Source organism: Kluyvera intermedia (assembly GCF_021440345.1).
Classification (GTDB): Bacteria; Pseudomonadota; Gammaproteobacteria; order Enterobacterales; family Enterobacteriaceae; genus Kluyvera; species Kluyvera intermedia_A.
Genome location: NZ_JAKCNS010000016.1, coordinates 20,499 through 43,324, shown reverse-complemented (window position 1 = coordinate 43,324; position 22,826 = coordinate 20,499). Strand labels below are relative to the sequence as shown.

Below are 22,826 nucleotides of genomic sequence, written 5' to 3'. Positions count from 1 at the left end.
AAGCCCAGGCAACTGCCTGGGCTTTTTTATTGTTGTTGACCCGTCCTGAATAGCGTTGACACGTGCTATTTCTTTTTCTTCGGATACAGCTCTTTACGCTGATACGGCTCCGTTTCACCCGGCTTACGCGTCTTCAGCAATTTCAGGATCCACGTGTACTGCTCGGTATGCGGGCCAACGAAGATTTCCACTTCCTCGTTCATTCGACGCGCAATGGTGTTGTCATCGGCTTCCAGCAGGTCATCCATCGGTGGGCGCACCAGAATCGTTAAACGGTGCGTTTTGCCGTTATAGACCGGGAACAGGGGCACCACGCGCGCGCGGCACACTTTCATCAGGCGGCCAATCGCCGGCAGCGTGGCTTTATAGGTGGCAAAGAAATCGACAAACTCGCTGTGCTCCGGGCCATGATCCTGGTCCGGCAGATAATAGCCCCAGTAGCCCTGACGCACCGACTGAATAAACGGTTTAATACCGTCATTTCGCGCGTGCAGTCGACCACCAAAGCGGCGACGCACGGTATTCCATACGAAGTCGAAAACCTTGTTGCCCTGATTATGGAACATCGCCGCCATCTTCTGTCCCTGAGAGGCCATCACCATCGCCGGAATATCCACGCCCCAGCCGTGCGGCACCAGGAAGATAACGTTCTCGCCGTTGCGGCGCATTTCATCAATAATCTCCTGCCCCTGCCAATCGAGGCGCGGCAGAATTTTTTCCGGCCCTTTCAGCGCCAGCTCAGCCATCATCACCATCGCCTGCGGCGCAGTTGCGAACATCTCATCGATAATAGCTTCCCGCTCGGCTTCGCTTTTTTCCGGGAAGCAGTAAAGCAGGTTAATCTGCGCGCGACGACGCGCACTTCGGCCATATTTCCCGGCCAGTCGGCCGAGTTTCCCCAACAGCGGGTCGCGAATTTTTGCCGGGATGTAAGCGATACCAGCAAAAGCCAGTACGCCTAGCCAGGCGCCCCAGTAGCGCGGATGGCGAAAAGATTTCTCAAACTCGGGAATGTATTCACTATTATTTTTCTTCGTTTCCATGCCTGTTCCTGGTTCGAATCATCGGGTGGTGCAGATAATCAGATAGTGTAGCGAGCGCGGGGGGTTCACACAAAAGAAAAAGCCGGTGCTAAGAAAGCACCGGCTCTGAACGTCTGTTTCTTAGGCGATATCAGTCGAAACGCAGCTGCGGTAAGACTTGCTTCACCTGGGCCAGATAGTCGGTACGGTCGGAGCCGGTCAGCCCTTCGGTACGCGGCAGCTTGGCCGTCAGCGGATTCACCGCCTGCTGGTTAAGCCATACTTCATAGTGCAGATGCGGCCCGGTTGAACGACCGGTATTGCCAGACAGCGCAATACGATCCCCACGTTTCACCTTCTGACCCGGTTTCACCAACAGCTTACGCAGGTGCATATAACGAGTGGTGTAGGTACGACCGTGACGGACCGCTACGTAGTAACCTGCCGCGCCGCTGCGCTTCGCTACTACCACTTCGCCATCGCCGACCGCCAGAACCGGCGTCCCTTGCGGCATCGCAAAATCCACGCCACGGTGCGGCGCAACGCGTCCGGTAACGGGGTTCAGACGACGCGGGTTAAAGTTGGACGACACGCGGAACTGGCGCGCGGTTGGGAAGCGCAGGAAGCCCTTCGCCAGCCCCGTACCGTTGCGGTCGTAGAACTTACCGTCTTCTGCGCGAATCGCGTAATAATCTTTGCCGTCTGAACGCAAACGCACGCCCAGCAGCTGGCTTTGCTCGCGCTTACCATCCAGCATTTCACGCGACATCAGTACTGAGAATTCGTCGCCTTTTTTCAGCTTACGGAAGTCCATCTGCCACTGCATGGCTTTGATAACCGCGCTAGCTTCAACGCTGGTTAACCCGGCATTCACGGCGCTGGAGACAAAGCTGCCGCCAACGGTCCCTTTCACCAGGCTGTTAACCCAGTCGCCCTGCTGCATCTCGCTGCTCATTTTAAAGCCATTGGCAACGCGATCGTAGGTGCGGGTTTCACGGCGCGACATTTCCCACGTCAGACGCTGGAGGTCGCCGTCATCGTTCAGTGTCCAGGAGAGCTGCTGACCGACTTTCATGTTTTTCAGGTCTTTATCCGCCGCTGCAAGCTGGCTGATATTGCCCATATCAATACCGTACTGATTCAGGATGCTGCTAAGGGTATCGCCCGTGGATACCACATATTCATGCACGCCCGTTTCGTTATCGGCTTTGTCGTCCAGTTCATCCTGAGGAATCGCTTCGTCTTCCTGAGCGGACTGATCGATAGGTTCGCTGGCCTCGGGTAACAGAGAGCGGATCTCTTTTTTCTCCAGCTCGATAGTCCGGATGACCGGTGAGGAGGTTGGGTGATAAACGTATGGCCGCCAGACAGCGACGGCCAGTGTGAGAACGGTCAGTGACCCCAGCATAACGCGGTGGGGCCGCGGCAAATTATTAAATGCCAGAGCGACAGAGCGGGCTATCTGCTGCACGTATTCACTTCCTTACTTATCTCCTTTCAGGCAGCTCGCATACTGGGTCGCCAGTTGAGTCAGAAACGCCGGATAGCTCTCTTTACTCAGCTGTATATTGGTGCCGAGAGGATCCAACGTTCCCATGCGGACGGTGGTTCCCCGCGCGACAGATTCAACGACAGCGGGCCTGAATTGTGGCTCAGCAAAAACGCAGGTTGCTTTTTGCTCAACCAACTGTGTTCTTATTTGATGTAAACGCTGCGCACCGGGTTGGATCTCAGGGTTCACGGTAAAGTGCCCAAGTGGGGTCAAACCGTAGTGTTTTTCGTAGTAACCATAGGCGTCATGAAAAACGAAATACCCTTTTCCTTTCACCGATGCCAGCTCGTTCGCAACCTGTTTATCGGTCGTGGCCAGATTGGCCTCAAAATCCTTCAGGTTGGCGTCAAGCCGGGCTCGACTCTGGGGCATAAGTTCCACTAATTTGTCATGGATTGCAACCGCTGACAGCCGCGCTATCTCTGGGGAAAGCCACAAATGCATGTTGTAATCGCCGTGATGGTGATGCTCGTCACCTTTTTCCGCGTGGGCATGGTCATGTCCACCCTCGGCACCGTGATCGTCATCGTCATCATCAGCCCCCTTCATGAGTAACGGTTTCACCCCGTCAAGCTGGGCGATAGTCACTTTTTTCGCATCAGGAATGCTTTGCGTTGACTTGTCCATGAACGCTTCCATTTCTGGACCAATCCAAACCACTAAGTCCGCGTTCTGTAAGCGTTTTGCATCAGATTGACGCAATGAATAATCATGTTCAGAGGCACCGTCAGGCAGCAATACCTGGGTCTCTGTTACCCCGTCAGCAATCGCGGCAGCGATGAATCCCAACGGCTTGAGCGACGTCACAACGGCGGCATCAGCACTCTGTGCTGCCGTTCCCCAAAGTGCAGCGGATAAAGCTGCGAAAAGAAGCGTATTTTTCTGTAACATTATGCGTCTGATAATCGAAATGAATAAGAGATGTGTGATATTATAACATTCACTATCTTGTGCAACCCCTAATTGCTATGACAAATCTTGTATCTCTGGAAAATGTTGCAGTCACCTTCGGCCAACGCCGGGTGCTCTCTGACATCTCGCTGAATCTCAAGCCAGGCCGCATTCTGACGCTGCTTGGTCCTAATGGTGCCGGCAAATCGACGCTGGTGCGCGTGGTCCTCGGCCTGGTAGCACCCAGCGAAGGCGTTGTCATCCGCGATAAACAGCTACGCATTGGCTACGTACCGCAAAAATTACACCTGGACGCGACATTGCCGCTGACCGTCAAGCGTTTTTTACGTTTACATCCCGCAACGCGTAAAGAGGATATCCTCCCTGCGCTGATGCGCGTTCAGGCCGCCCATCTTCAGGATGCACCAATGCAGAAGCTCTCTGGTGGTGAAACCCAGCGTGTGCTGCTGGCGCGTGCGTTGCTGAATAAACCGCAGTTACTGGTTCTTGATGAACCGACCCAGGGCGTTGACGTTAACGGCCAGGTTGCGCTGTATGACCTCATTAACCAACTGCGTCAGGAGCTCAACTGCGCGGTGCTGATGGTGTCTCATGACCTGCATCTGGTGATGGCTAAAACGGATGAGGTTCTATGTCTAAATCACCATATCTGCTGCTCCGGCACGCCGGATGTGGTTTCGATGCATCCGGAATTTATCTCGATGTTTGGTCCACGCGGTGCCGAACAGCTGGGGATTTATCGCCATCAGCATAACCATCGCCATGATTTACAGGGCCGTATTATTTTGCGTCGGGGAAATGGGCAGTCATGATTGAAATTTTACTTCCCGGCTGGCTTGCCGGAATGATGCTGGCGTGTGCTGCCGGCCCGCTGGGCTCGTTTGTGGTCTGGCGTCGAATGTCCTATTTCGGCGATACCCTCGCCCATGCGTCGTTATTGGGGGTGGCCTTCGGCCTACTGCTGGATGTCAATCCTTTCTATGCGGTCATCGCGGTCACGCTGCTGCTGGCAGCCGGGCTGGTATGGCTGGAAAAACGCCCTCACCTGGCGATTGATACCCTGCTGGGGATTATGGCGCACAGTGCGCTGTCGCTGGGTCTGGTCGTGGTCAGTCTGATGTCAAACGTCCGGGTTGACCTGATGGCCTATCTGTTTGGCGATCTGCTCGCCGTGACGCCACAGGACCTTATTTCCATTGCGCTCGGCGTAGTGGTGGTGCTGGCGATTCTTTTCTGGCAATGGCGTAATCTGCTGTCGATGACCATTAGTCCGGATTTGGCATTTGTGGACGGCGTGAAGCTTCAGCGCGTGAAGCTGCTGCTGATGCTCGTGACCGCACTCACCATCGGCGTGGCGATGAAGTTTGTTGGAGCGTTGATTATTACTTCGTTGCTGATTATCCCGGCGGCAACGGCGCGTCGTTTTGCGCGTACGCCGGAACAGATGGCGGGAATAGCGGTAGGAATGGGGATGATTGCCGTCACCGGCGGGCTGACCTTCTCAGCGTTCTACGACACGCCTGCGGGCCCTTCAGTCGTTCTGTGCGCCGCGCTGCTGTTTATTTTCAGTATGATGAAAAAACAGGCGAACTGAATACACCGTATCGTCGGGTGCGCTACGTTTGCCCGACCTACGGGCGGTGATAAGCAGGCGCGGCGGTGTAAACTGTAGGTCGGATAAGATGCGTCAGCAGCGTCATCCGACACTATGCTCAAGGCGTTTCCGGCGGTTTAATCCCGAAGTGATCCCACGCGCGCACCGTCGCCATACGCCCGCGCGGCGTACGTTGTAAGAATCCCTGCTGGATCAGATACGGCTCCAGCACGTCCTCAATGGTTTCCCGCTCTTCGCCAATCGCCGCCGCCAGGTTATCGAGGCCAACCGGGCCGCCAAAGAACTTATCAATAACCGCCAGCAACAGCTTACGGTCCATATAGTCAAACCCTTCGGCATCAACGTTCAGCATATCCAGCGCCTGAGCGGCGATATCCGCCGAAATCGTGCCATCATGCTTCACTTCCGCAAAGTCGCGCACGCGGCGCAGCAGGCGGTTGGCGATACGCGGCGTACCACGAGCACGTCGAGCCACTTCCAGCGCGCCCTCTTCGCTCATCTCCAGCCCCATAAAGCGCGCGCTGCGGCCTACAATGTGCTGAAGATCGGGCACCTGATAAAACTCAAGGCGCTGCACAATACCAAAACGGTCGCGCAACGGTGACGTCAGAGACCCCGCACGGGTGGTCGCGCCAATCAGGGTAAACGGCGGCAGGTCGATTTTAATTGAACGCGCCGCCGGGCCTTCCCCGATCATAATATCGAGCTGGTAATCTTCCATGGCGGGATAGAGCACCTCTTCCACCACCGGCGACAGGCGGTGGATCTCATCGATAAACAGCACGTCGTGAGGCTCAAGGTTGGTCAGCATCGCCGCCAGATCGCCGGCTTTTTCCAGCACCGGGCCGGAGGTGGTACGTAAATTAACGCCCATCTCATTGGCGACGATATTGGCCAGCGTGGTTTTGCCAAGCCCTGGAGGGCCAAAAATCAGCAGGTGATCGAGCGCGTCGCCACGCAGTTTTGCCGCCTGGATGAAAATTTCCATCTGCGAGCGCACATGCGGCTGACCGATATATTCAGCCAGTAATTTGGGGCGGATGGCGCGATCCGCCACCTCTTCCGCCATGGTACTGCCTGATGCTATCAGGCGGTCTGCTTCAATCATCCTTTACCTCATAGCGCCGCGCGCAGCGCTTCGCGGATCAATGTTTCGCTGCTGGCATCCGGACGGGCAATCTTGCTGACCATACGGCTGGCTTCCTGAGGTTTATAGCCCAGCGCCACCAGCGCAGCAACCGCTTCCTGCTCGGCATCATCGCTATCCGGCCCCGCCGGAGAGGTCAGCACCAGATCGGCGGCTGGAGTAAAGAGATCGCCGTGCAGGCCTTTGAAGCGGTCTTTCATCTCAACGATCAGACGCTCAGCGGTTTTCTTACCGATACCCGGCAATTTCACCAGCGCGCCGAGTTCTTCGCGCTCTACCGCATTAACGAACTGCTGCGCCGACATACCGGAGAGGATCGCCAGCGCCAGCTTCGGCCCCACGCCGTTGGTTTTAATCAGCTCTTTAAACAGAGTGCGTTCCTGCTTGTTGTTAAAACCGTACAGCAGCTGCGCGTCTTCACGCACCACGAAGTGGGTGAAAACAATTGCCTCCTGCCCAGCTTCCGGCAGCTCGTAAAAACAGGTCATCGGCATATGCACTTCATAGCCTACCCCGCCCGTTTCCAGAAGAACCAGCGGGGGTTGTTTTTCGAGAATGATGCCTCTGAGTCTGCCTATCACATGACGCTCCTGCGTTAAGGGCTAAAAAGGTAATGCGCTATCATAAAAAAAGGCTGGATGTTTATCCAGCCTGATTTGTCATTATCGTAATCGCCCGCGCGCTAAATTCAACCGCGTATCGCTCATTTGCATGGCATTCTGGCTGACGTGGCAGTGGGTAATGGCGATGGCTAGCGCATCGGCGGCGTCCGCCTGCGGATTGGCGGGCAGCTTTAACAGCGTGCGCACCATATGCTGAACCTGGCTTTTTTCGGCGCTACCAATCCCGACGACGGTCTGTTTGACCTGCCGGGCGGCATATTCGAATACGGGAAGATCCTGATTGGTGGCGGCCACAATAGCAACGCCGCGCGCCTGCCCCAGCTTGAGCGCCGAATCGGCGTTTTTGGCCATAAAGACCTGCTCAATGGCAAAATAATCCGGCTGGAACTGGGTGATAATTTCCGTCACGCCCGCATAAATCAACTTCAGGCGCGACGGTAAATCATCCACCTTGGTACGAATACATCCGCTGCCAAGGTAGGTTAGCTGGCGGCCAACCTGACGAATAACGCCATAACCGGTGATGCGCGATCCCGGGTCAATGCCGAGAATAATAGACATCACACATCTCCTGTTATGTTAGGGCTCAGCCGCATTATTCTAAGGTAGCAGCAACTTCGTCAGAGATTTCGCCGTTGTGGTAGACTTCCTGCACGTCATCACAGTCTTCCAGCATGTCGATAAGGCGCAGCAGCTTCGGTGCAGTCTCTGCATCCATGTCCGCTTTGGTAGACGGGATCATAGACACTTCAGCCGCATCGGCTTTCAGACCAGCCGCTTCCAGTGCATCACGCACTTTGCCCATATCTTCCCACGCGGTATAGACGTCAATCGCGCCGTCGTCGAAGGTCACAACGTCTTCTGCACCCGCTTCCAGCGCAGCTTCCATGATGGTGTCTTCATCGCCCTGTTCAAAGGAGATGATGCCTTTTTTGCTGAACAGATAAGCAACGGAACCGTCGGTACCGAGGTTGCCACCGGTTTTGGTAAATGCGTGACGCACATCGGCAACGGTACGGTTACGGTTGTCAGACAGACATTCGATCATCACCGCTGTGCCGCCAGGACCATAACCTTCATAGATGATGGTTTCCATGTTCGTGTCTTCGTCACCGCCCACACCACGCGCAATCGCACGGTTCAAGGTGTCACGCGTCATGTTGTTGGACAGCGCTTTATCTACTGCCGCACGCAGACGTGGGTTGGCATCCGGATCGCCGCCGCCAAGTTTGGCCGCCGTCACCAGCTCACGAATGATCTTGGTGAAGATTTTGCCGCGCTTAGAATCCTGCGCTGCTTTACGATGTCTGGTGTTGGCCCATTTACTATGACCTGCCATAAAAATATCTCCAAAAAACTATGCCCTTTCAGGCAGCGTTAATGACAAATTCTTCAATCGCCTGCCGATTGCTCCACGATTTGGTGAGCGCCGCCGCAGCGGGCGCATCAAGCCATTGGTAGGTCAGGTGTTCAGTGAACACAATTTCCTGCTCGTGAGGAAGCGCAAGGCAGAACCAGGATTCTGTGTTGCGCTCAATGCCGGGGGCATAGCGATGACGTAAATGTTGAAAAATTTCAAACTCCACCGTGCGCTGGCAGTCCATCAAGGTCAGTTGCTCAGAAACAACGTCAATAGTGACCTCTTCCTTTACTTCGCGCAGGGCGGCCTGCGACGCGGTTTCCCCCTCTTCCAGGCTGCCGGTAACCGACTGCCAGAAATCAGGATCGTCGCGTCGCTGCAACATCAGCACCCGTTTGCTATCCTGGGCGTAAATCACTACCAGAATAGAGACGGGCCGCTTGAATGGCATATTACTTGTTCTCCGCCGACTCTTTTGGTTCTTTCGCCACAACCTGAATACCCAGTTCGCCCAGAGATGCTGGATTCGCGAAGCTTGGTGCTTCGGTCATCAGGCAAGCTGCCGCGGTGGTTTTCGGGAAGGCGATAACATCACGAATGTTGTCGGTGCCGGTCAGCAGCATGGTCAGACGGTCCAGACCAAACGCCAGGCCTGCATGCGGCGGGGTACCGTATTTCAGCGCGTCGAGCAGGAAGCCAAACTTCTCGCGTTGTTCCTGTTCGTTGATGCCCAGGATACCAAACACGGTCTGCTGCATGTCGCCACGGTGGATACGCACAGAACCGCCACCCACTTCATAGCCGTTGATGACCATATCGTAAGCGTTAGCCACCGCATCTTCCGGCGCTGCTTTCAGTTCATCAGCGGTCATGTCTTTCGGTGAGGTGAACGGGTGGTGCATTGCGGTCAGGCCGCCTTCGCCGTCTTCTTCAAACATCGGGAAGTCGATAACCCACAGCGGCGCCCACATGTTTTCGTCGGTCAGGTTCAGATCTTTACCCAGCTTCAGACGCAGTGCGCCCAGCGCATCGGCAACCACTTTCTTGTTGTCTGCACCGAAGAAGATCATGTCGCCATCTTGTGCGCCGGTGCGCTCAAGAATCGCTTCAACGATATCAGCCGTCAGGAACTTGGCTACAGGGCTGTTGATCCCTTCCAGGCCTTTCGCACGCTCGGTCACTTTGATGTAAGCCAGGCCTTTCGCGCCGTAGATCTTCACAAAGTTGCCGTATTCGTCGATAAGTTTACGGGTCAGAGAAGCACCGCCCGGAACGCGCAGCGCAGCAACGCGGCCTTTCGGATCGTTTGCCGGGCCGGAGAATACCGCGAACTCAACGGATTTCAGCAGGTCAGCAACGTCGACCAGTTCCATTGGGTTACGCAGATCCGGTTTATCGGAACCGTAACGGCGTTCGGCTTCAGCAAAGGTCATGATTGGGAATTCGCCCAGGTCCACGCCCTTCACTTCCTGCCACATCTGACGAACCAGCGCTTCCATCACTTCGCGCACCTGAGGTGCAGTCATAAAGGAAGTTTCAACGTCGATCTGGGTAAATTCAGGTTGACGGTCAGCACGCAGGTCTTCGTCACGGAAGCATTTGACTATCTGATAGTAGCGGTCGAAGCCAGACATCATCAGCAGCTGTTTGAACAGCTGAGGAGACTGTGGCAGCGCGTAGAATTTACCTTTATGTACGCGGGAAGGTACGAGGTAGTCGCGCGCGCCTTCCGGCGTCGCTTTGGTCAGCATCGGGGTTTCGATATCGAGGAAACCGTGGTCATCCATAAAACGACGTACGAAGCTGGTGATTTTCGCACGGGTTTTCAGACGCTGTGCCATTTCCGGACGACGCAGATCGAGGTAGCGGTATTTCAGACGCGCTTCTTCGGTGTTGACGTGGTTGGAGTCCAGCGGCAGTGATTCTGAACGGTTGATGATGGTCAGGTCAGACGCCAGAACTTCAATCGCGCCGGTTGCCATTTCCGCGTTGATGTTTTTTTCATCACGCGCACGCACGGTGCCGGTCACCTGGATGCAGAACTCGTTACGCAGTTCAGACGCTAACTTCAACGCATCCGCACGATCCGGATCGAAGAATACCTGAACGATGCCTTCACGGTCGCGCATGTCGATAAAAATGAGGCTGCCGAGATCACGACGACGGTTGACCCAACCACACAGAGTCACCTGCTGCCCAACGTGGGACTGTCGAAGCTGTCCGCAATATTCTGTACGCATGAGATATCCCTTAACTTAGCCGTCGGCGGATTGTCGCCTGCCGTGCAGGCTTAACTGTCGCAGCTTTAGCTGAATGTCACTACTGGATGAAAAAAGGGGGCTATTATACTGGAAATTCTCGCTCACGATAAGCCCAGTGCGGTTTATACGCCTGTTAGCTGAACGCTTATTGCTTACGCTCACAAAAATTAACAATAATTATCCCCTCAATAACCTGGTGACGATTGTAAGGTATGCGCCAACAGCCCGTTTACAGAGGAAAAACCATGCTGAATTTAGACGCTAACAAAACCGCCCTGGTGGTGATTGACCTGCAAGAAGGCATTCTGCCCTTTGCCGGTGGCCCGCATACGGCAACCGAAGTGGTAGACCGCGCTGCGCGCCTGGCGCAGAAATGCCGCGCCGCCTCGGCACCGGTGGTGATGGTTCGCGTCGGCTGGTCTGCTGATTTTGCCGAAGCGCTGAAACAGCCGGTTGACGCACCGGCACCCGCGAAAGCGCTGCCGGACAACTGGTGGACCTATCCTTCTACGCTGGGCAAACAGGATAGCGACATCGAAGTCACCAAGCGTCAGTGGGGCGCGTTTTACGGCACCGATCTTGAAATGCAGCTGCGCCGCCGCGGCATCGACACCATTATTCTGTGCGGTATCTCCACCAACATCGGCGTTGAATCTACCGCCCGTAACGCCTGGGAACTGGGCTTTAATCTGATCATCGCCGAAGATGCCTGCAGCGCCTCCTCCGCCGAGCAGCACCAGGGCAGCATGACGCACATCTTCCCGCGTATCGCTCGCGTACGCAGCACCGACGAGATCCTCGCAGCGCTATGATTTATCTCGGGCTCCCGCAATGGTCGCACCCCAAATGGGCGCGGCTGGGGATCACAGGCCTTGAAGAGTATGCCCGCCACTTCAATTGTGTTGAGGGCAATACCACGCTGTACGCGCTGCCAAAAGCAGAGATTGTCTCCCGCTGGCTGGCGCAGACCGATGATAATTTTCGTTTCTGTTTTAAATTCCCGGCCACCATTTCGCATCAGGCCGCGCTGCGCCAGTGCGACGCGCTGACGCTGGAATTTTTCCAGCGCATGTCACCGCTTGATGAACGAATCGGCCAGTATTGGCTGCAGCTTCCCGCGACCTTTGGCCCACGCGATCTCCCAGCACTGTGGGCATTTCTCGATGGCTTGCCGAAAGCGTTTCATTACGGCGTTGAAGTGCGCCACCCGCAGTTTTTTGCCAAAGGCGATGATGAGCTTCAGCTTAATCGTGGTCTGCATCAACGCGGCGTTAACCGCGTAATTCTCGATAGTCGCCCGGTTCATGCAGCAATTGCCCGCAATGAGGCGGTAATGGACGCCCAGCGTAAAAAGCCGAAAGTGCCGGTGCATGCGGTCGTCACCGCCGGCCAGCCGATGGTGCGGTTTATCGGCAGTGATGAGATGGCGCAAAATCAGGCGATGTTTGCCCCCTGGCTCGAGAAACTGCAGAAGTGGCAACAAACCACCACCCCCTACCTGTTTTTGCACACCCCGGATATCGCCCAGGCGCCGGAGCTGGTGCATTCGCTGTGGCAGGCGCTGCAAACCGCCCTGCCCGAGTTAGGTGACGCACCTTCTATTCCACAACAATCTTCTCTTTTCTGACATTCATACCTATGATAATGGGTGCCATCTGCCAACAGAAAGGGAGTTTGTATGGTTAGCGCGCTGTATGCCGTGCTGGCGGCATTGTTGCTGATAAAGTTTTCTTTTGATGTGGTTCGTTTGCGTATGCTCTACCGCGTGGCTTACGGCGACGGCGGGTTTAGCGAGCTGCAAAGCGCTATCCGTATTCATGGGAATGCGGTCGAATACATTCCTATTGGCGTTATCCTGCTGTTGTTTATGGAAATGAACGGTGCAGAAACCTGGATGGTCCACCTTTGCGGCCTGCTGCTGCTGGCTGGGCGCCTGATGCACTATTACGGTTTCCATCATCGCCTGTTCCGCTGGCGGCGCTCTGGCATGAGCGCAACCTACATTTCATTGTTGCTGATGGTGCTCGCCAACCTCTGGTATATGCCGTGGGAGTTGGTTTTCTCGCTGCGTTAGCGCACAATACGCCGTTTTTATTTTTCCGGATTCCCCTTATGTCTGACCGCGACACGCTATTTTCTGCCCCTATCGCCCGCCTTGGCGACTGGACTTTCGACGAACGGGTAGCTGAAGTTTTCCCGGATATGATCCAGCGCTCGGTGCCCGGCTACTCGAATATTATCTCCATGATTGGCATGCTGGCCGAACGTTTCGTTCAGCCCGCGACGCAGGTTTACGACCTCGGTTGTTCACTGGGCGCCGCCACGCTTTCCATCCGCCGCAATATCGCCAACAGCGACTGCCGCATCATTGCCGTGGATAATTCTCCGGCCATGATCGAGCGCTGCCGCCGCCACATCGACGCCTACAAAGCGCCGACGCCGGTTGACGTCATCGAAGGGGATATTCGCGAAATCGAGATCGAAAACGCCTCCATGGTGGTACTGAACTTTACGGTTCAGTTCCTCGAACCCGCAGAACGTCAGGCATTGCTGAACAAAATCTATCAAGGATTAAATCCCGGTGGTGCGCTGGTGCTGTCAGAAAAATTCAGCTTTGAAGACGCCACCGTCGGCGAACTGCTGTTTAATATGCACCACGACTTTAAGCGGGCTAACGGCTACAGCGAGCTGGAAATCAGTCAGAAGCGCAGCATGCTGGAAAACGTGATGCTGACGGATTCAGTCGAAGTGCATAAGGCTCGCCTGCATGAAGCGGGCTTTGAGCACAGTGAACTGTGGTTCCAGTGCTTTAACTTCGGCTCCCTGGTGGCGCTCAAGGAAGGAACCCCGGCATGATTGAGTTCGGCAATTTTTATCAGCAAATCGCCAAAAGCCCTCTTTCACATTGGCTTGAAACGCTGCCGGCGCAAATTGCCACCTGGCAGCGCGATCAGCACGGCCTGTTTAAGCAGTGGTCAAACGCCGTTGAGTTTCTACCGGAAATTCAACCGTGGAAGCTGGATCTGCTGCACAGCGTCACTGCTGAGAGCGAAGAGCCGCTGAGCGAAGGCCAGGTAAAACGCATTGATACGTTGATGCGCCACCTGATGCCATGGCGCAAAGGGCCATTCTCGCTGTACGGCGTGAATATCGACACCGAATGGCGCTCCGACTGGAAATGGGATCGCGTTCTGCCGCATCTGTCTGACCTCAGCGGACGGACGATCCTCGATGTCGGCTGCGGCAGCGGCTACCACATGTGGCGCATGATTGGCGCGGGCGCGCATCTGGCGGTGGGCATTGACCCAACCCAGCTGTTCCTGTGCCAGTTTGAAGCGGTGCGTAAGCTTTTAGGTAACGACCAGCGTGCGCATCTGCTACCGCTTGGCATCGAACAGCTTCCGGCGCTGAAAGCCTTTGATACCGTGTTCTCCATGGGCGTTCTCTACCATCGTCGATCCCCTCTCGAGCATATCTGGCAGTTGAAAGATCAGCTGGTGAACGACGGCGAGCTGGTGCTGGAAACGCTGGTTGTGGAAGGCGATGAAAATACGGTGCTGGTGCCGGGCGATCGCTACGCGCAAATGCGCAATGTCTACTTTATTCCCTCCGCGCCGGCGCTGAAAAACTGGCTGGAAAAATGCGGCTTTGTGGATGTGCGTATCGTTGATATGAACGTCACATCAACCGAAGAGCAGCGTCGCACCGAGTGGATGGTCACCGAGTCGCTGGCTGACTTCCTCGACCCGAACGACCCAAGCAAAACCATTGAAGGGTATCCGGCTCCGCTGCGCGCGGTACTGATTGCGCGTAAGCCGTAATACCTCTTCCGGCAGCGTACACCGACGTAGCCGGTTGACATATGACGGATAAAAAAAGGCCCCTGTTTAATGGGCAGGGGCCTGGTACAAGCAAGCATCATATTGGGCGAATATGACACGCGGTAAAAACTTTTAGCTACACATGACGCTCAATGATTTCTTTCAATGCGGCAACCGCCTCACCGTCGACGGCATAACGCGAATACTCATCAGCTTCAGGATCCGTTGACATTGAAAGTCCGGGATTGCGATAACGCATATCAGAGGGCACCCATTGCCCGGCTGAACTGTGCACTTCTTTGACACCGGCATTCAGGAACAGAGAAAGGTTACTCGCTCTCACCCCCGCACCTGCCATAATGGTTGGAGTATCACTCCGCTCAATAAGTTCCCGAATTAATAAAATACCTTTTTCGGCTGACGGCTGTTGACCCGAGGTGAGCACCCTTGCCACGCCTAACTCTGCAAGCTGTTCAATGGCTTGACGCGGATCGGCGCACATATCAAACGCGCGATGGAACGTCACCGCCAACGGACCTGCGGCGACCATAATCTGCCGCATGCGCGCCATATCGACCTGCCCGTCGGGATCCAGCACGCCAATCACTAAACCGGGATAGCCCAGCGAGCGAACCTGGCGAACGTCTTCCAGCATGGCGGCAAACTCACCGTCGGTGTAACAAAAGTCACCGCCGCGCGGGCGGATAATCGGATGAACGGGAATGGATACCCGTTGACGTGTTGCTCTGAGCACGCCATACGATGGCGTCAGCCCTCCCTCCAGCGGCGCGGCGCACAGTTCAACGCGATCGGCCCCGTTCTGCTGCGCGATAACCGCGCACTCCGTGCTGTAACAGCAGATCTCAAGCAATGCCATTTTTCTCTCCGTTTTAATCCAGCGACAAATCATGCCACTGTTCCCGTGCGTAGACTCCGCGTGACTTCACATTGTTACACTGCCTGCTCGCTGGCAACAATTTCTTCAATGGTCCAGGGGTGGAACTTCACGGTGACCGTGCCATCCGTCACCGCCATCGTTGGGTTTGGCAGCCGCTCGCGCTCCCCTTTTGGCGAGCTGGTTTTAACCGAAATGCCCGGCTGGCTGAGGCCGTCGTCAGACAACAGCGCCAGCGCGCGGGCATTCAGCGTTTCCGGCTCGCCCGGCAGCACGATCTCGATATGTTCCCAGCCCTCGTGCGGATAGCGCTTTTCACCCGGCCACGGCAGTTCAATTACCGTAAAGCGCCAGTGGGCAACGCACACCGGTTCGGCAAGTTTAAACAGACAAATGGGACGACCATTGATGATGTTTTCCGACAACAGCGTGCCGCACTGCTCAAAACCACGACGCCAGCGTTCCGCGGTGGTGTTCTGGTGGCAGCGTAGGGAAATATGGTCGGCATTCAGCGGGGTGATGTCCAACCCCAGGCGCTGGGAAAGCGCCGCTAATGCGTCGGTGAAGCGCGGAAGATCCGCAGCAATATCCTGCAATTCTTCGATAGTCTGCCAGTTTGCCATTTCAGCCCTACTCTTATTACATGAAAAGGCTAATCTACCTTGTTGTCCGCTTCGAACCAACCTTAGAGGTTATTGAGCGATTAATCCCTGCTCAGGCAGTGTTTTTCGCCCCTGTTGAGGCGGGGCCGATGCTGACGGCTTCAGGCAAATGCAGTATACTCCCGCCTTAATTTATCCACACCCGGCGTTGAACCACATAGGTGTCAGCGTCTAAAACGTAAGGTATTCCGGTGAATATTCAGGCTCTTCTCTCAGAAAAAGTCAGTCAGGCCATGATTGCGGCAGGCGCGCCTGCCGATTGCGAACCGCAGGTTCGTCAGTCAGCAAAAGTACAGTTCGGCGACTATCAGGCTAACGGCATGATGGCAGTAGCCAAAAAACTGGGCATGGCGCCGCGACAACTGGCAGAGCAGGTCCTGTCCCATCTCGACCTTAACGGCATCGCTAATAAAGTCGAAATCGCCGGTCCAGGCTTTATCAATATCTTCCTCGACCCAGCCTTCCTGGCCGAGCACGTTTCTCAGGCGCTGAAAAACGAACGTCTGGGTATCGCACAGCCGCAGTCGCAAACGGTAGTGGTGGATTACTCAGCGCCAAACGTGGCAAAAGAGATGCACGTCGGCCACCTGCGCTCAACCATCATCGGCGATGCCGCAGTGCGTACGCTGGAACTGATGGGCCACAAAGTTATCCGCGCTAACCACGTCGGCGACTGGGGCACCCAGTTCGGGATGCTGATTGCCTGGCTTGAGAAACAGCAGCAGGACAACGCCGGTGAAATGGCGCTGGCCGACCTCGAAGGTTTCTACCGCGATGCCAAAAAACACTACGACGAAGATGAAGTCTTCGCCGAGCGCGCACGTAGCTACGTGGTGAAACTGCAGGGCGGCGACGAGTATTTCCGCAAAATGTGGCGCCAGCTGGTCGATATCACCATGTCACAAAACCAGCTGACCTACGACCGTCTGAACGTGACTCTGACCCGCGACGATGTGATGGGTGAAAGCCTGTACAACCCAATGCTGCCGGGCATTGTTGCAGACCTGAAAGAGAAAGGTCTGGCGACCGAGAGCGAAGGCGCGACCGTGGTATTCCTCGACGAATACAAGAATAAAGAAGGTGAGCCTATGGGCGTCATCATCCAGAAAAAGGATGGCGGCTACCTGTACACCACCACCGATATCGCCTGCGCGAAATATCGTTACGAAACCCTGCATGCCGACCGCGTGCTTTACTACATCGACTCCCGTCAGCACCAGCACCTGATGCAGGCGTGGACCATCGTGCGTAAAGCGGGCTACGTGCCTGATTCCGTACCGCTGGAACACCACATGTTCGGCATGATGCTGGGTAAAGACGGTAAGCCGTTCAAAACCCGCGCCGGTGGTACCGTCAAGCTGGCCGATCTGCTGGATGAAGCGCTGGAACGCGCACGTAAATTAGTTGCAGAAAAGAACCCGGATATGCCGGCAGACGAGCTGGAGAAACTGGCCAACGTCGTGGGGATTGGCGCGGTGAAATATGCCGACCTGTCCAAAAACCGTACCACCGACTACGTGTTCGATTGGGACAACATGCTGGCCTTCGAAGGCAACACCGCGCCGTATATGCAATATGCTTATACCCGCGTTCTGTCCGTCTTCCGTAAAGCGGAGCTGGAAGAAAGCGCCATCATCAATGCTCCGGTGACCATTACCGAAGATCGTGAAGCCCAGCTGGCCGCGCGCCTGCTGCAGTTCGAAGAGACGCTGAACGTGGTTGCCCGTGACGGCACCCCGCACGTGATGTGTTCTTACCTGTACGATCTGGCGGGTCTGTTCTCTGGTTTCTACGAGCACTGCCCTATTCTGTCTGCCGACAGTGAAGCGGTGCGCAATAGCCGCCTGAAGCTGGCGCTGCTGACGGCGAAAACCCTGAAGATGGGTCTGGATACCCTGGGTATCGAAACCGTAGAACGTATGTAATCTCTGAATGATTTATCAAAGCCCGCGCTCTGTCGCGGGCTTTTTTTTGCCCGTAGTCCCCGCTTTCCAGCCATATATCGTTGATTTGTTACAAAGCACAAGGAATGACACATTTCCCTAAGAGATGGTACATTTTTTGTCTGTCATGCCCGTGACCGCTCCGTATGATTAGGCGGCTTAAACACTGGGTGCCTTAATGACTTTTAGAGATTATGAAGCGGAGAGAAAACTCTTCGTCCGTCGCGTGCTGGTGGCCTTTGGCCTGGTCGTCACCTGCTTTGCCGTACTGATCCTCAACCTCTACCATTTACAGGTGGAAGAGCATAGCTACTACGCTACGCGTTCCGATGCCAACGATATCAAAATGCTGCCGGTCGCCCCCACGCGCGGCATTATCTACGATCGTAACGGCATCCCGCTGGTCAAGAACGTCACCTGGTACGATATTACCGTAACGCCCTATAAAATCAGCGATATGGATGCGCTGCTGCGCCAGTTGACGCCGCTCGTTGACCTGACGCCTGATGATATTGACCAGTTCCATAAGGAACTAAAATCAACCAGTCGCTACCGCCCGGTGGTGCTAAAAAATGCCCTATCTGATGTTGAAATCGCCCGTTTTTCGGTCAATCAATTCCGCTTTAGCGGCGTGACGATAGACAGCTATGAAGACCGCCAGTATCCGTACGGGGCGGAACTGGCGCACGTGCTCGGCTATGTATCCAAAATCAACGACAGCGACCTGAAAGCCCTCGATAAAAATGGCTTATTAGAGAACTACGCCGCCGACCATAACATCGGCAAACAGGGAATCGAGCGCTACTACGAAAACGATCTGCACGGTAAAACCGGCTATCAGGAAGTGGAAGTCGATAACCATGGGCGCATTGTGCGCCTGCTAAAAGATGTGCCACCGGTTGCCGGAAAAGACATCCATCTAACGTTGGATCTGCATCTGCAGGAGTACATTGAGAGCTTGCTCGTCGGCCAGCGTGCGGCGGTGCTGGTGGAAGATCCGCACGATGGGTCAGTACTGGCGATGGTATCGAACCCGAGCTACGATCCGAATCCGTTCGTAAAAGGAATCGGCTACCAGGACTACAAAACATTATTGCAGGATAAAGACCTGCCGCTGATTAACCGCGTGACTCAGGGGCTTTACCCACCCGCCTCGACCGTCAAACCCTATATGGCGATGTCGGCCCTACTCAGTGGGGTTATCACCCCGCAATCCAGCTTTTTTGGCGCACCAACCTGGACGCTGCCCGGCACTGAGCGTCACTACCGTGACTGGAAAAAAAGCGGTCACGGCATGCTAAACGTCACCAAAGCAATTGAGGAATCAGCAGATACCTTCTTCTATCAGGTAGCTTATATGATGGGGATTGACCGCATTCACACCATGCTGAGCCAGTTTGGTTATGGCAAGCCCAGCGGGATCGATCTTGATGAAGAGTACAACGGCCTGCTGCCAAGCCGTGACTGGAAGCAGCGGATTCACAAGAAAGCCTGGTATCAGGGTGATACCATCTCCGTCGGCATCGGCCAGGGCTACTGGATTGCCACGCCGATTCAGATGGTCAAAGCGATGGTGGCGTTACTCAATAACGGCCGGGTCATCCCGCCTCACCTACTGAAAGATGAGGAGACAGGCAAGACGGTGATTCCGTATCGCCAACCAGCTGATGAGACGCAAATTGCCGACCCGAAATCCCCGTACTGGGCGCTAGTGCGCCAGGCAATGTTTGGTATGGCCAATGCGGAAAACGGCACCGGCTATAAGTTCTTCCACACCGCCGCGTACGGTATTGCCGCAAAAAGTGGCACCTCGCAGGTGTTTAGCCTTAAAGAGAACCAGACCTATAACGCGAAAATGATCCCAACGCGCCTGCGCGACCACATTTTTTATACCGCGTTTGCACCGTATAAAGACCCGAAGGTCGCGGTAGCGTTAGTGCTGGAGAATGGGGGAAGTGATGGGGTGGTCGCCGCACCAGTGATGCGTAAAATCCTCGACCACCTTTTTGCCCCTGAGGACAGTCAGCCACAGCTGCCGCCTCAGGGATAAGTGAAGGGAATCGTCGGGTGCTTAGCGCCCGGCGGAAACCGCTTCAACAACAACCGGTGTTTCATCGGTTTTAAACAGCGGGCTATTGCCCCAGCACTCTTCATAACGATGACCGACCAGATCTTCTATCACCACGCGCACTTCCGGAGCGATGTCTTCCAGCTTGCCGCCCGCTTTGATACGTGCCACTTCCTGCAGCACAATTAAGTGGGTTTTGCGGTCAAGTTTCATTTGGTTACTGAAGACGATGGCCGCCAGCGCCAGCAGCGCAACCCCGGCGCAGAACACCACCGCAATCGCATTGACCGCGCTTTCCGGCTGGACATGCGCTTTCGACTGGAATCCGTAGTAGCTCAGCACCGCCCCCATTACGAACACAATGATGGAGCGCAGGATTTTACCGGAGAAGGTCATCGCCCCAGCGTAGATACCTTCGCGGCGACGGCCGGTGTAGATTTCGTCGACGTCAGCCAGGAAGGTATAAACCGTCCATGGAATGTAGTACACGCCGCCGGTCCCAAGACCAAACAGTACCGTAATGCCAAACATCAAAATGGTGGCCAGATGCGCTGGCAGGTGGAAGAACCACAGTGAGGTATAGAGCAGTACCGCAAAAATAACCACGCTCAAGGCCATGATGTACGGCTTACTAAAGCCCTTTTTCACACACAGACCGATGAAGAATGCCGTGGAAATCAGCTGTAAAATGGAGTTCAGGCTATTTAGCCCCGCCACCATTGCCGGATCATGCTGCAGGACGAAAATCACAAAGTAGGTAAAGACCGAGGCAAACAGCCACTCCGCACCAAATCCGCACAGATACATCCCCAAATGTTTACGGAATACGCGCAGATAGAAAGTCGAACGCATATCTTTCGCCAGTGAGACAAGCGTGTTCAGCAGGCCAGTCTTAGTCTCTACTTCCGCTTCCTCTTCACGTGGGCGCTCCCAGCTGTTGTACCACAGGCAGGCAACGGCACAGATAAGGATTGCGCCATAGGTCAAGCCTGTCAGGAAGAACGGGGTGGCAGACTCTTTGCCGTACAGCAGGATAAACTGCCCCGGGATAAAGGCGGCGAGGAAGTTGGCAAGCTTGCCGAAAATCGCTTTGTAGCCGGTCAGCTTCGAGCGCAGAGAGAAATCATCGGTCATTTCGGTGGCCAACGTTTCGTATGGCACCATCACCGAGGTATAGATAATTTCAAAGACAACGTAGGTACACAGGTAGTACCAGAAACTCAGCCCTTCGACCCACAGCATCGGGTAGAACATCATCAGCGGGATGCCGATAAGCAGGAAGAAACGGCGGCGACCAAAGCGTTTGCCGAGGCGGGTTTTGCCGAAGTTATCGGTCAGATACCCCATTAATGGATTACTGATGGCGTCAATGACGCTGGCAACGGAGAAAATAAACGCGGCCTCGATCAGCGTCAGGCCGCAGAATGTGGTATAGAAGTAAAGCAGCCATGCGCCGCTAATCGCCAGCGCGCCGCTTCCCAGGAGGTTTCCCCCTCCGTATGCCAGTTGATGGCGCAGATTGACAGGTCTTCCCTGCAGCCCGTTAAGAGCTGAAGCCGCATTTCTTGCCATAAAAATAAACCTCATGTTTTATAATTTTGAAACAGTGTTTTTATATTCTTATGGACGGGTTTGAAATGTGAGCCAAATCACTATTGTTGTTACGGCTATTAGTAATGCCCAGGAATGCGATCGAGTTAAAATTTTTTTATAACCAAAATTAAAAAATTAAACTTTTTTTGAGTTAAATGGCAATAAAAAACCCGACTGTCACGACAGCCGGGTTTTCAAACAGGCAATACTTAGAAGAACTTACGCAGGTACTCGGTCAGGCAGAGGATCGCCATTGCCTGGCCATATGGCATGGAGGTCAGCGGGATTTCACGATAGAAATCGAGGTTGGATCCCATCCCGGTACCGAACGAAGTCTGCATCAACTCCCCTTCTGGCGAGACGTGTTTGACGATGCCTTTTATCGCCTTCTCTGCCACTTCCGCATATTCCGCGCCCACGTAGCGTTTACGTACCGCTTTCAGAATACCGTATGCAAACCCGGCGGTCGCAGAGGCTTCCAGGTAGGAATTTGGATCGTCCAGCAGCGTATGCCACAGGCCGCTTTCATCCTGGCATTTCGCCAGCGCCGCAATTTGCGCATTCAGCACCTGAACCAGATAACGACGCACCGCGTTGTTCTCCGGCAGATCCACCAGCTCGAGGAAGTCAGGGATCACGATGGTCAGCCAGCTGTTGCCGCGCGCCCAGCGGGCGTTGGCAAAGTTATGGTTGCCTTCGTAGCTCCAGCCGTGGAACCACAGGCCGGTTTCCCGGTCCATCAGGTTCTGCACGTGCAGCATAAACTGATACACCGCTTCTTCAACATACTCCGGACGATTGAGCAGTTTGCCAATTTTTGCCAGCGGCAGTACGGTCATCATCAGCGTGTCATCCCACATCTGCTGATGGTTCTCTTCGGCGAGCGTAATGTGCTGCATACCGCCGTGTTCAGTGCGCGGCATGTCATGCATCGCCCACTCCGCCCAGCTATCGAGCCACGGCAGGTACGCCGGATTACCGGTCTCTTCGTAGCGATAGGCCAGCGTCAGGAACGGCGCCATGGTGTTGACATTCTTGGTGGTCGCGCCTTCTGCAAAACGGTCGGCAAACCAGCTATCAATAATGTCGCGCATCGCCACATCACCGGTCTGCTGATAATACTGATAGATACCGTACAGACCGACGCCGTGAGTCCACTCCCAGCCAGCCCACCCTTTGGTGTCAATCACCCGGCCATCGTCGAGACGCAGCAGGAATTGGCCAGTCTCATCCTTGATATTCACCAGATTGTTCGTCACCGTCTGAATCAAGGCTTTCAGCTCTTCCCGGGAGATAAAGTGCTCCGGTTGACGTAATAATGGGCTATGTTTGACGGGCCAAACTTTCATATC

The 22,826-nt window shown here is 54.9% G+C and carries 22 protein-coding genes; 9 read left to right on the top strand and 13 right to left on the bottom strand.

Annotated elements, in window-relative coordinates; all coding sequences use genetic code 11:
• Positions 1 to 65: 65 nt before the first annotated feature.
• From lpxM to znuA, 3 genes are all read right to left on the bottom strand, one after another.
• Positions 66 to 1,043, bottom strand: a complete 978-nt coding sequence (lpxM, locus tag LZ634_RS05105) for a lauroyl-Kdo(2)-lipid IV(A) myristoyltransferase (RefSeq protein ID WP_234502754.1) — start codon at positions 1,041 to 1,043, stop codon at positions 66 to 68.
• Between the two features lie 130 nt (positions 1,044 to 1,173).
• Positions 1,174 to 2,493 (bottom strand): murein DD-endopeptidase MepM, encoded by a 1,320-nt coding sequence (gene mepM, locus LZ634_RS05100; RefSeq protein WP_234502752.1) that lies wholly within the window; start codon positions 2,491 to 2,493, stop codon positions 1,174 to 1,176.
• A 12-nt stretch (positions 2,494 to 2,505) separates the two neighbouring features.
• Positions 2,506 to 3,465, bottom strand: a complete 960-nt coding sequence (znuA, locus tag LZ634_RS05095; protein ID WP_234502751.1) for a zinc ABC transporter substrate-binding protein ZnuA — start codon at positions 3,463 to 3,465, stop codon at positions 2,506 to 2,508.
• 77 nt (positions 3,466 to 3,542) lie between these two features.
• Here znuA and znuC point away from each other — a divergent pair, with 77 nt between their 5' ends.
• Positions 3,543 to 4,298 carry a zinc ABC transporter ATP-binding protein ZnuC gene (gene znuC, locus LZ634_RS05090; protein WP_234502750.1) on the top strand — a complete coding sequence of 252 codons (756 nt, stop codon included), beginning with the start codon at positions 3,543 to 3,545 and terminating at the stop codon, positions 4,296 to 4,298.
• The gene (gene znuB / locus LZ634_RS05085; RefSeq protein ID WP_234502749.1) at positions 4,295 to 5,080 is read left to right on the top strand and encodes a zinc ABC transporter permease subunit ZnuB; all 786 of its coding nucleotides are present in this window, start codon (positions 4,295 to 4,297) and stop codon (positions 5,078 to 5,080) included. Before znuC ends, znuB begins: the two co-directional genes overlap by 4 nt.
• Positions 5,081 to 5,198: 118 nt before the next feature.
• Here znuB and ruvB read toward each other — a convergent pair whose 3' ends face one another.
• The 6 genes from ruvB to aspS form a co-directional block, all read right to left on the bottom strand.
• Positions 5,199 to 6,209: a Holliday junction branch migration DNA helicase RuvB gene (gene ruvB / locus LZ634_RS05080; protein WP_234502748.1), complete on the bottom strand. Its 1,011-nt coding sequence runs from the start codon at positions 6,207 to 6,209 to the stop codon at positions 5,199 to 5,201.
• An 8-nt stretch (positions 6,210 to 6,217) separates the two neighbouring features.
• Positions 6,218 to 6,829, bottom strand: coding sequence for a Holliday junction branch migration protein RuvA (gene ruvA, locus LZ634_RS05075; RefSeq protein WP_234502747.1), 612 nt, complete (start codon positions 6,827 to 6,829; stop codon positions 6,218 to 6,220).
• A gap of 81 nt (positions 6,830 to 6,910) precedes the next feature.
• Positions 6,911 to 7,432: a crossover junction endodeoxyribonuclease RuvC gene (gene ruvC, locus LZ634_RS05070; protein WP_061284686.1), complete on the bottom strand. Its 522-nt coding sequence runs from the start codon at positions 7,430 to 7,432 to the stop codon at positions 6,911 to 6,913.
• 34 nt (positions 7,433 to 7,466) lie between these two features.
• Positions 7,467 to 8,210 (bottom strand): YebC/PmpR family DNA-binding transcriptional regulator, encoded by a 744-nt coding sequence (locus LZ634_RS05065; RefSeq protein ID WP_234502746.1) that lies wholly within the window; start codon positions 8,208 to 8,210, stop codon positions 7,467 to 7,469.
• 28 nt (positions 8,211 to 8,238) lie between these two features.
• Positions 8,239 to 8,682, bottom strand: coding sequence for a dihydroneopterin triphosphate diphosphatase (gene nudB / locus LZ634_RS05060; protein ID WP_234502745.1), 444 nt, complete (start codon positions 8,680 to 8,682; stop codon positions 8,239 to 8,241).
• A 1-nt stretch (position 8,683) separates the two neighbouring features.
• The gene (gene aspS, locus LZ634_RS05055) at positions 8,684 to 10,471 is read right to left on the bottom strand and encodes an aspartate--tRNA ligase (RefSeq protein WP_234502744.1); all 1,788 of its coding nucleotides are present in this window, start codon (positions 10,469 to 10,471) and stop codon (positions 8,684 to 8,686) included.
• Between the two features lie 266 nt (positions 10,472 to 10,737).
• Here aspS and LZ634_RS05050 point away from each other — a divergent pair, with 266 nt between their 5' ends.
• The 5 genes from LZ634_RS05050 to cmoB are packed head-to-tail and all read left to right on the top strand — an operon-like array spanning position 10,738 to position 14,313.
• Positions 10,738 to 11,304 (top strand): hydrolase, encoded by a 567-nt coding sequence (locus LZ634_RS05050; RefSeq protein WP_234502743.1) that lies wholly within the window; start codon positions 10,738 to 10,740, stop codon positions 11,302 to 11,304.
• Positions 11,301 to 12,119, top strand: a complete 819-nt coding sequence (locus LZ634_RS05045; RefSeq protein WP_234502742.1) for a DUF72 domain-containing protein — start codon at positions 11,301 to 11,303, stop codon at positions 12,117 to 12,119. The genes LZ634_RS05050 and LZ634_RS05045 overlap by 4 nt, the downstream gene beginning before the upstream one ends.
• A gap of 51 nt (positions 12,120 to 12,170) precedes the next feature.
• Entirely contained in the window at positions 12,171 to 12,566 is a 396-nt protein-coding gene (locus LZ634_RS05040; RefSeq protein ID WP_052283461.1) for an MAPEG family protein, read from the top strand.
• Between the two features lie 38 nt (positions 12,567 to 12,604).
• Positions 12,605 to 13,348, top strand: a complete 744-nt coding sequence (cmoA, locus tag LZ634_RS05035; protein WP_234502741.1) for a carboxy-S-adenosyl-L-methionine synthase CmoA — start codon at positions 12,605 to 12,607, stop codon at positions 13,346 to 13,348.
• Complete coding sequence (gene cmoB / locus LZ634_RS05030) at positions 13,345 to 14,313, top strand: tRNA 5-methoxyuridine(34)/uridine 5-oxyacetic acid(34) synthase CmoB (protein WP_234502740.1); 969 nt, start codon at positions 13,345 to 13,347, stop codon at positions 14,311 to 14,313. Before cmoA ends, cmoB begins: the two co-directional genes overlap by 4 nt.
• Positions 14,314 to 14,449: 136 nt before the next feature.
• Here cmoB and cutC read toward each other — a convergent pair whose 3' ends face one another.
• A complete protein-coding gene (gene cutC / locus LZ634_RS05025; protein ID WP_234502739.1) occupies positions 14,450 to 15,190 on the bottom strand; it encodes a copper homeostasis protein CutC in 741 nt (246 codons plus the stop codon).
• A gap of 74 nt (positions 15,191 to 15,264) precedes the next feature.
• Entirely contained in the window at positions 15,265 to 15,831 is a 567-nt protein-coding gene (locus LZ634_RS05020; protein WP_234502738.1) for a VOC family protein, read from the bottom strand.
• A 230-nt stretch (positions 15,832 to 16,061) separates the two neighbouring features.
• On the opposite strand from LZ634_RS05020, the gene argS reads away from it, so the two are divergent.
• Entirely contained in the window at positions 16,062 to 17,795 is a 1,734-nt protein-coding gene (argS, locus tag LZ634_RS05015) for an arginine--tRNA ligase (RefSeq protein ID WP_234502737.1), read from the top strand.
• A gap of 196 nt (positions 17,796 to 17,991) precedes the next feature.
• Positions 17,992 to 19,863, top strand: coding sequence for a penicillin-binding protein 2 (gene mrdA / locus LZ634_RS05010; RefSeq protein WP_234502735.1), 1,872 nt, complete (start codon positions 17,992 to 17,994; stop codon positions 19,861 to 19,863).
• A 21-nt stretch (positions 19,864 to 19,884) separates the two neighbouring features.
• Here mrdA and LZ634_RS05005 read toward each other — a convergent pair whose 3' ends face one another.
• Both LZ634_RS05005 and LZ634_RS05000 read right to left on the bottom strand, forming a co-directional pair.
• The gene (locus LZ634_RS05005) at positions 19,885 to 21,453 is read right to left on the bottom strand and encodes an MFS transporter (protein WP_234502734.1); all 1,569 of its coding nucleotides are present in this window, start codon (positions 21,451 to 21,453) and stop codon (positions 19,885 to 19,887) included.
• Positions 21,454 to 21,683: 230 nt separating this feature from the next.
• Complete coding sequence (locus LZ634_RS05000) at positions 21,684 to 22,823, bottom strand: glycoside hydrolase family 105 protein (protein WP_234502732.1); 1,140 nt, start codon at positions 22,821 to 22,823, stop codon at positions 21,684 to 21,686.
• Between the last annotated feature and the right edge of the window lie 3 nt (positions 22,824 to 22,826).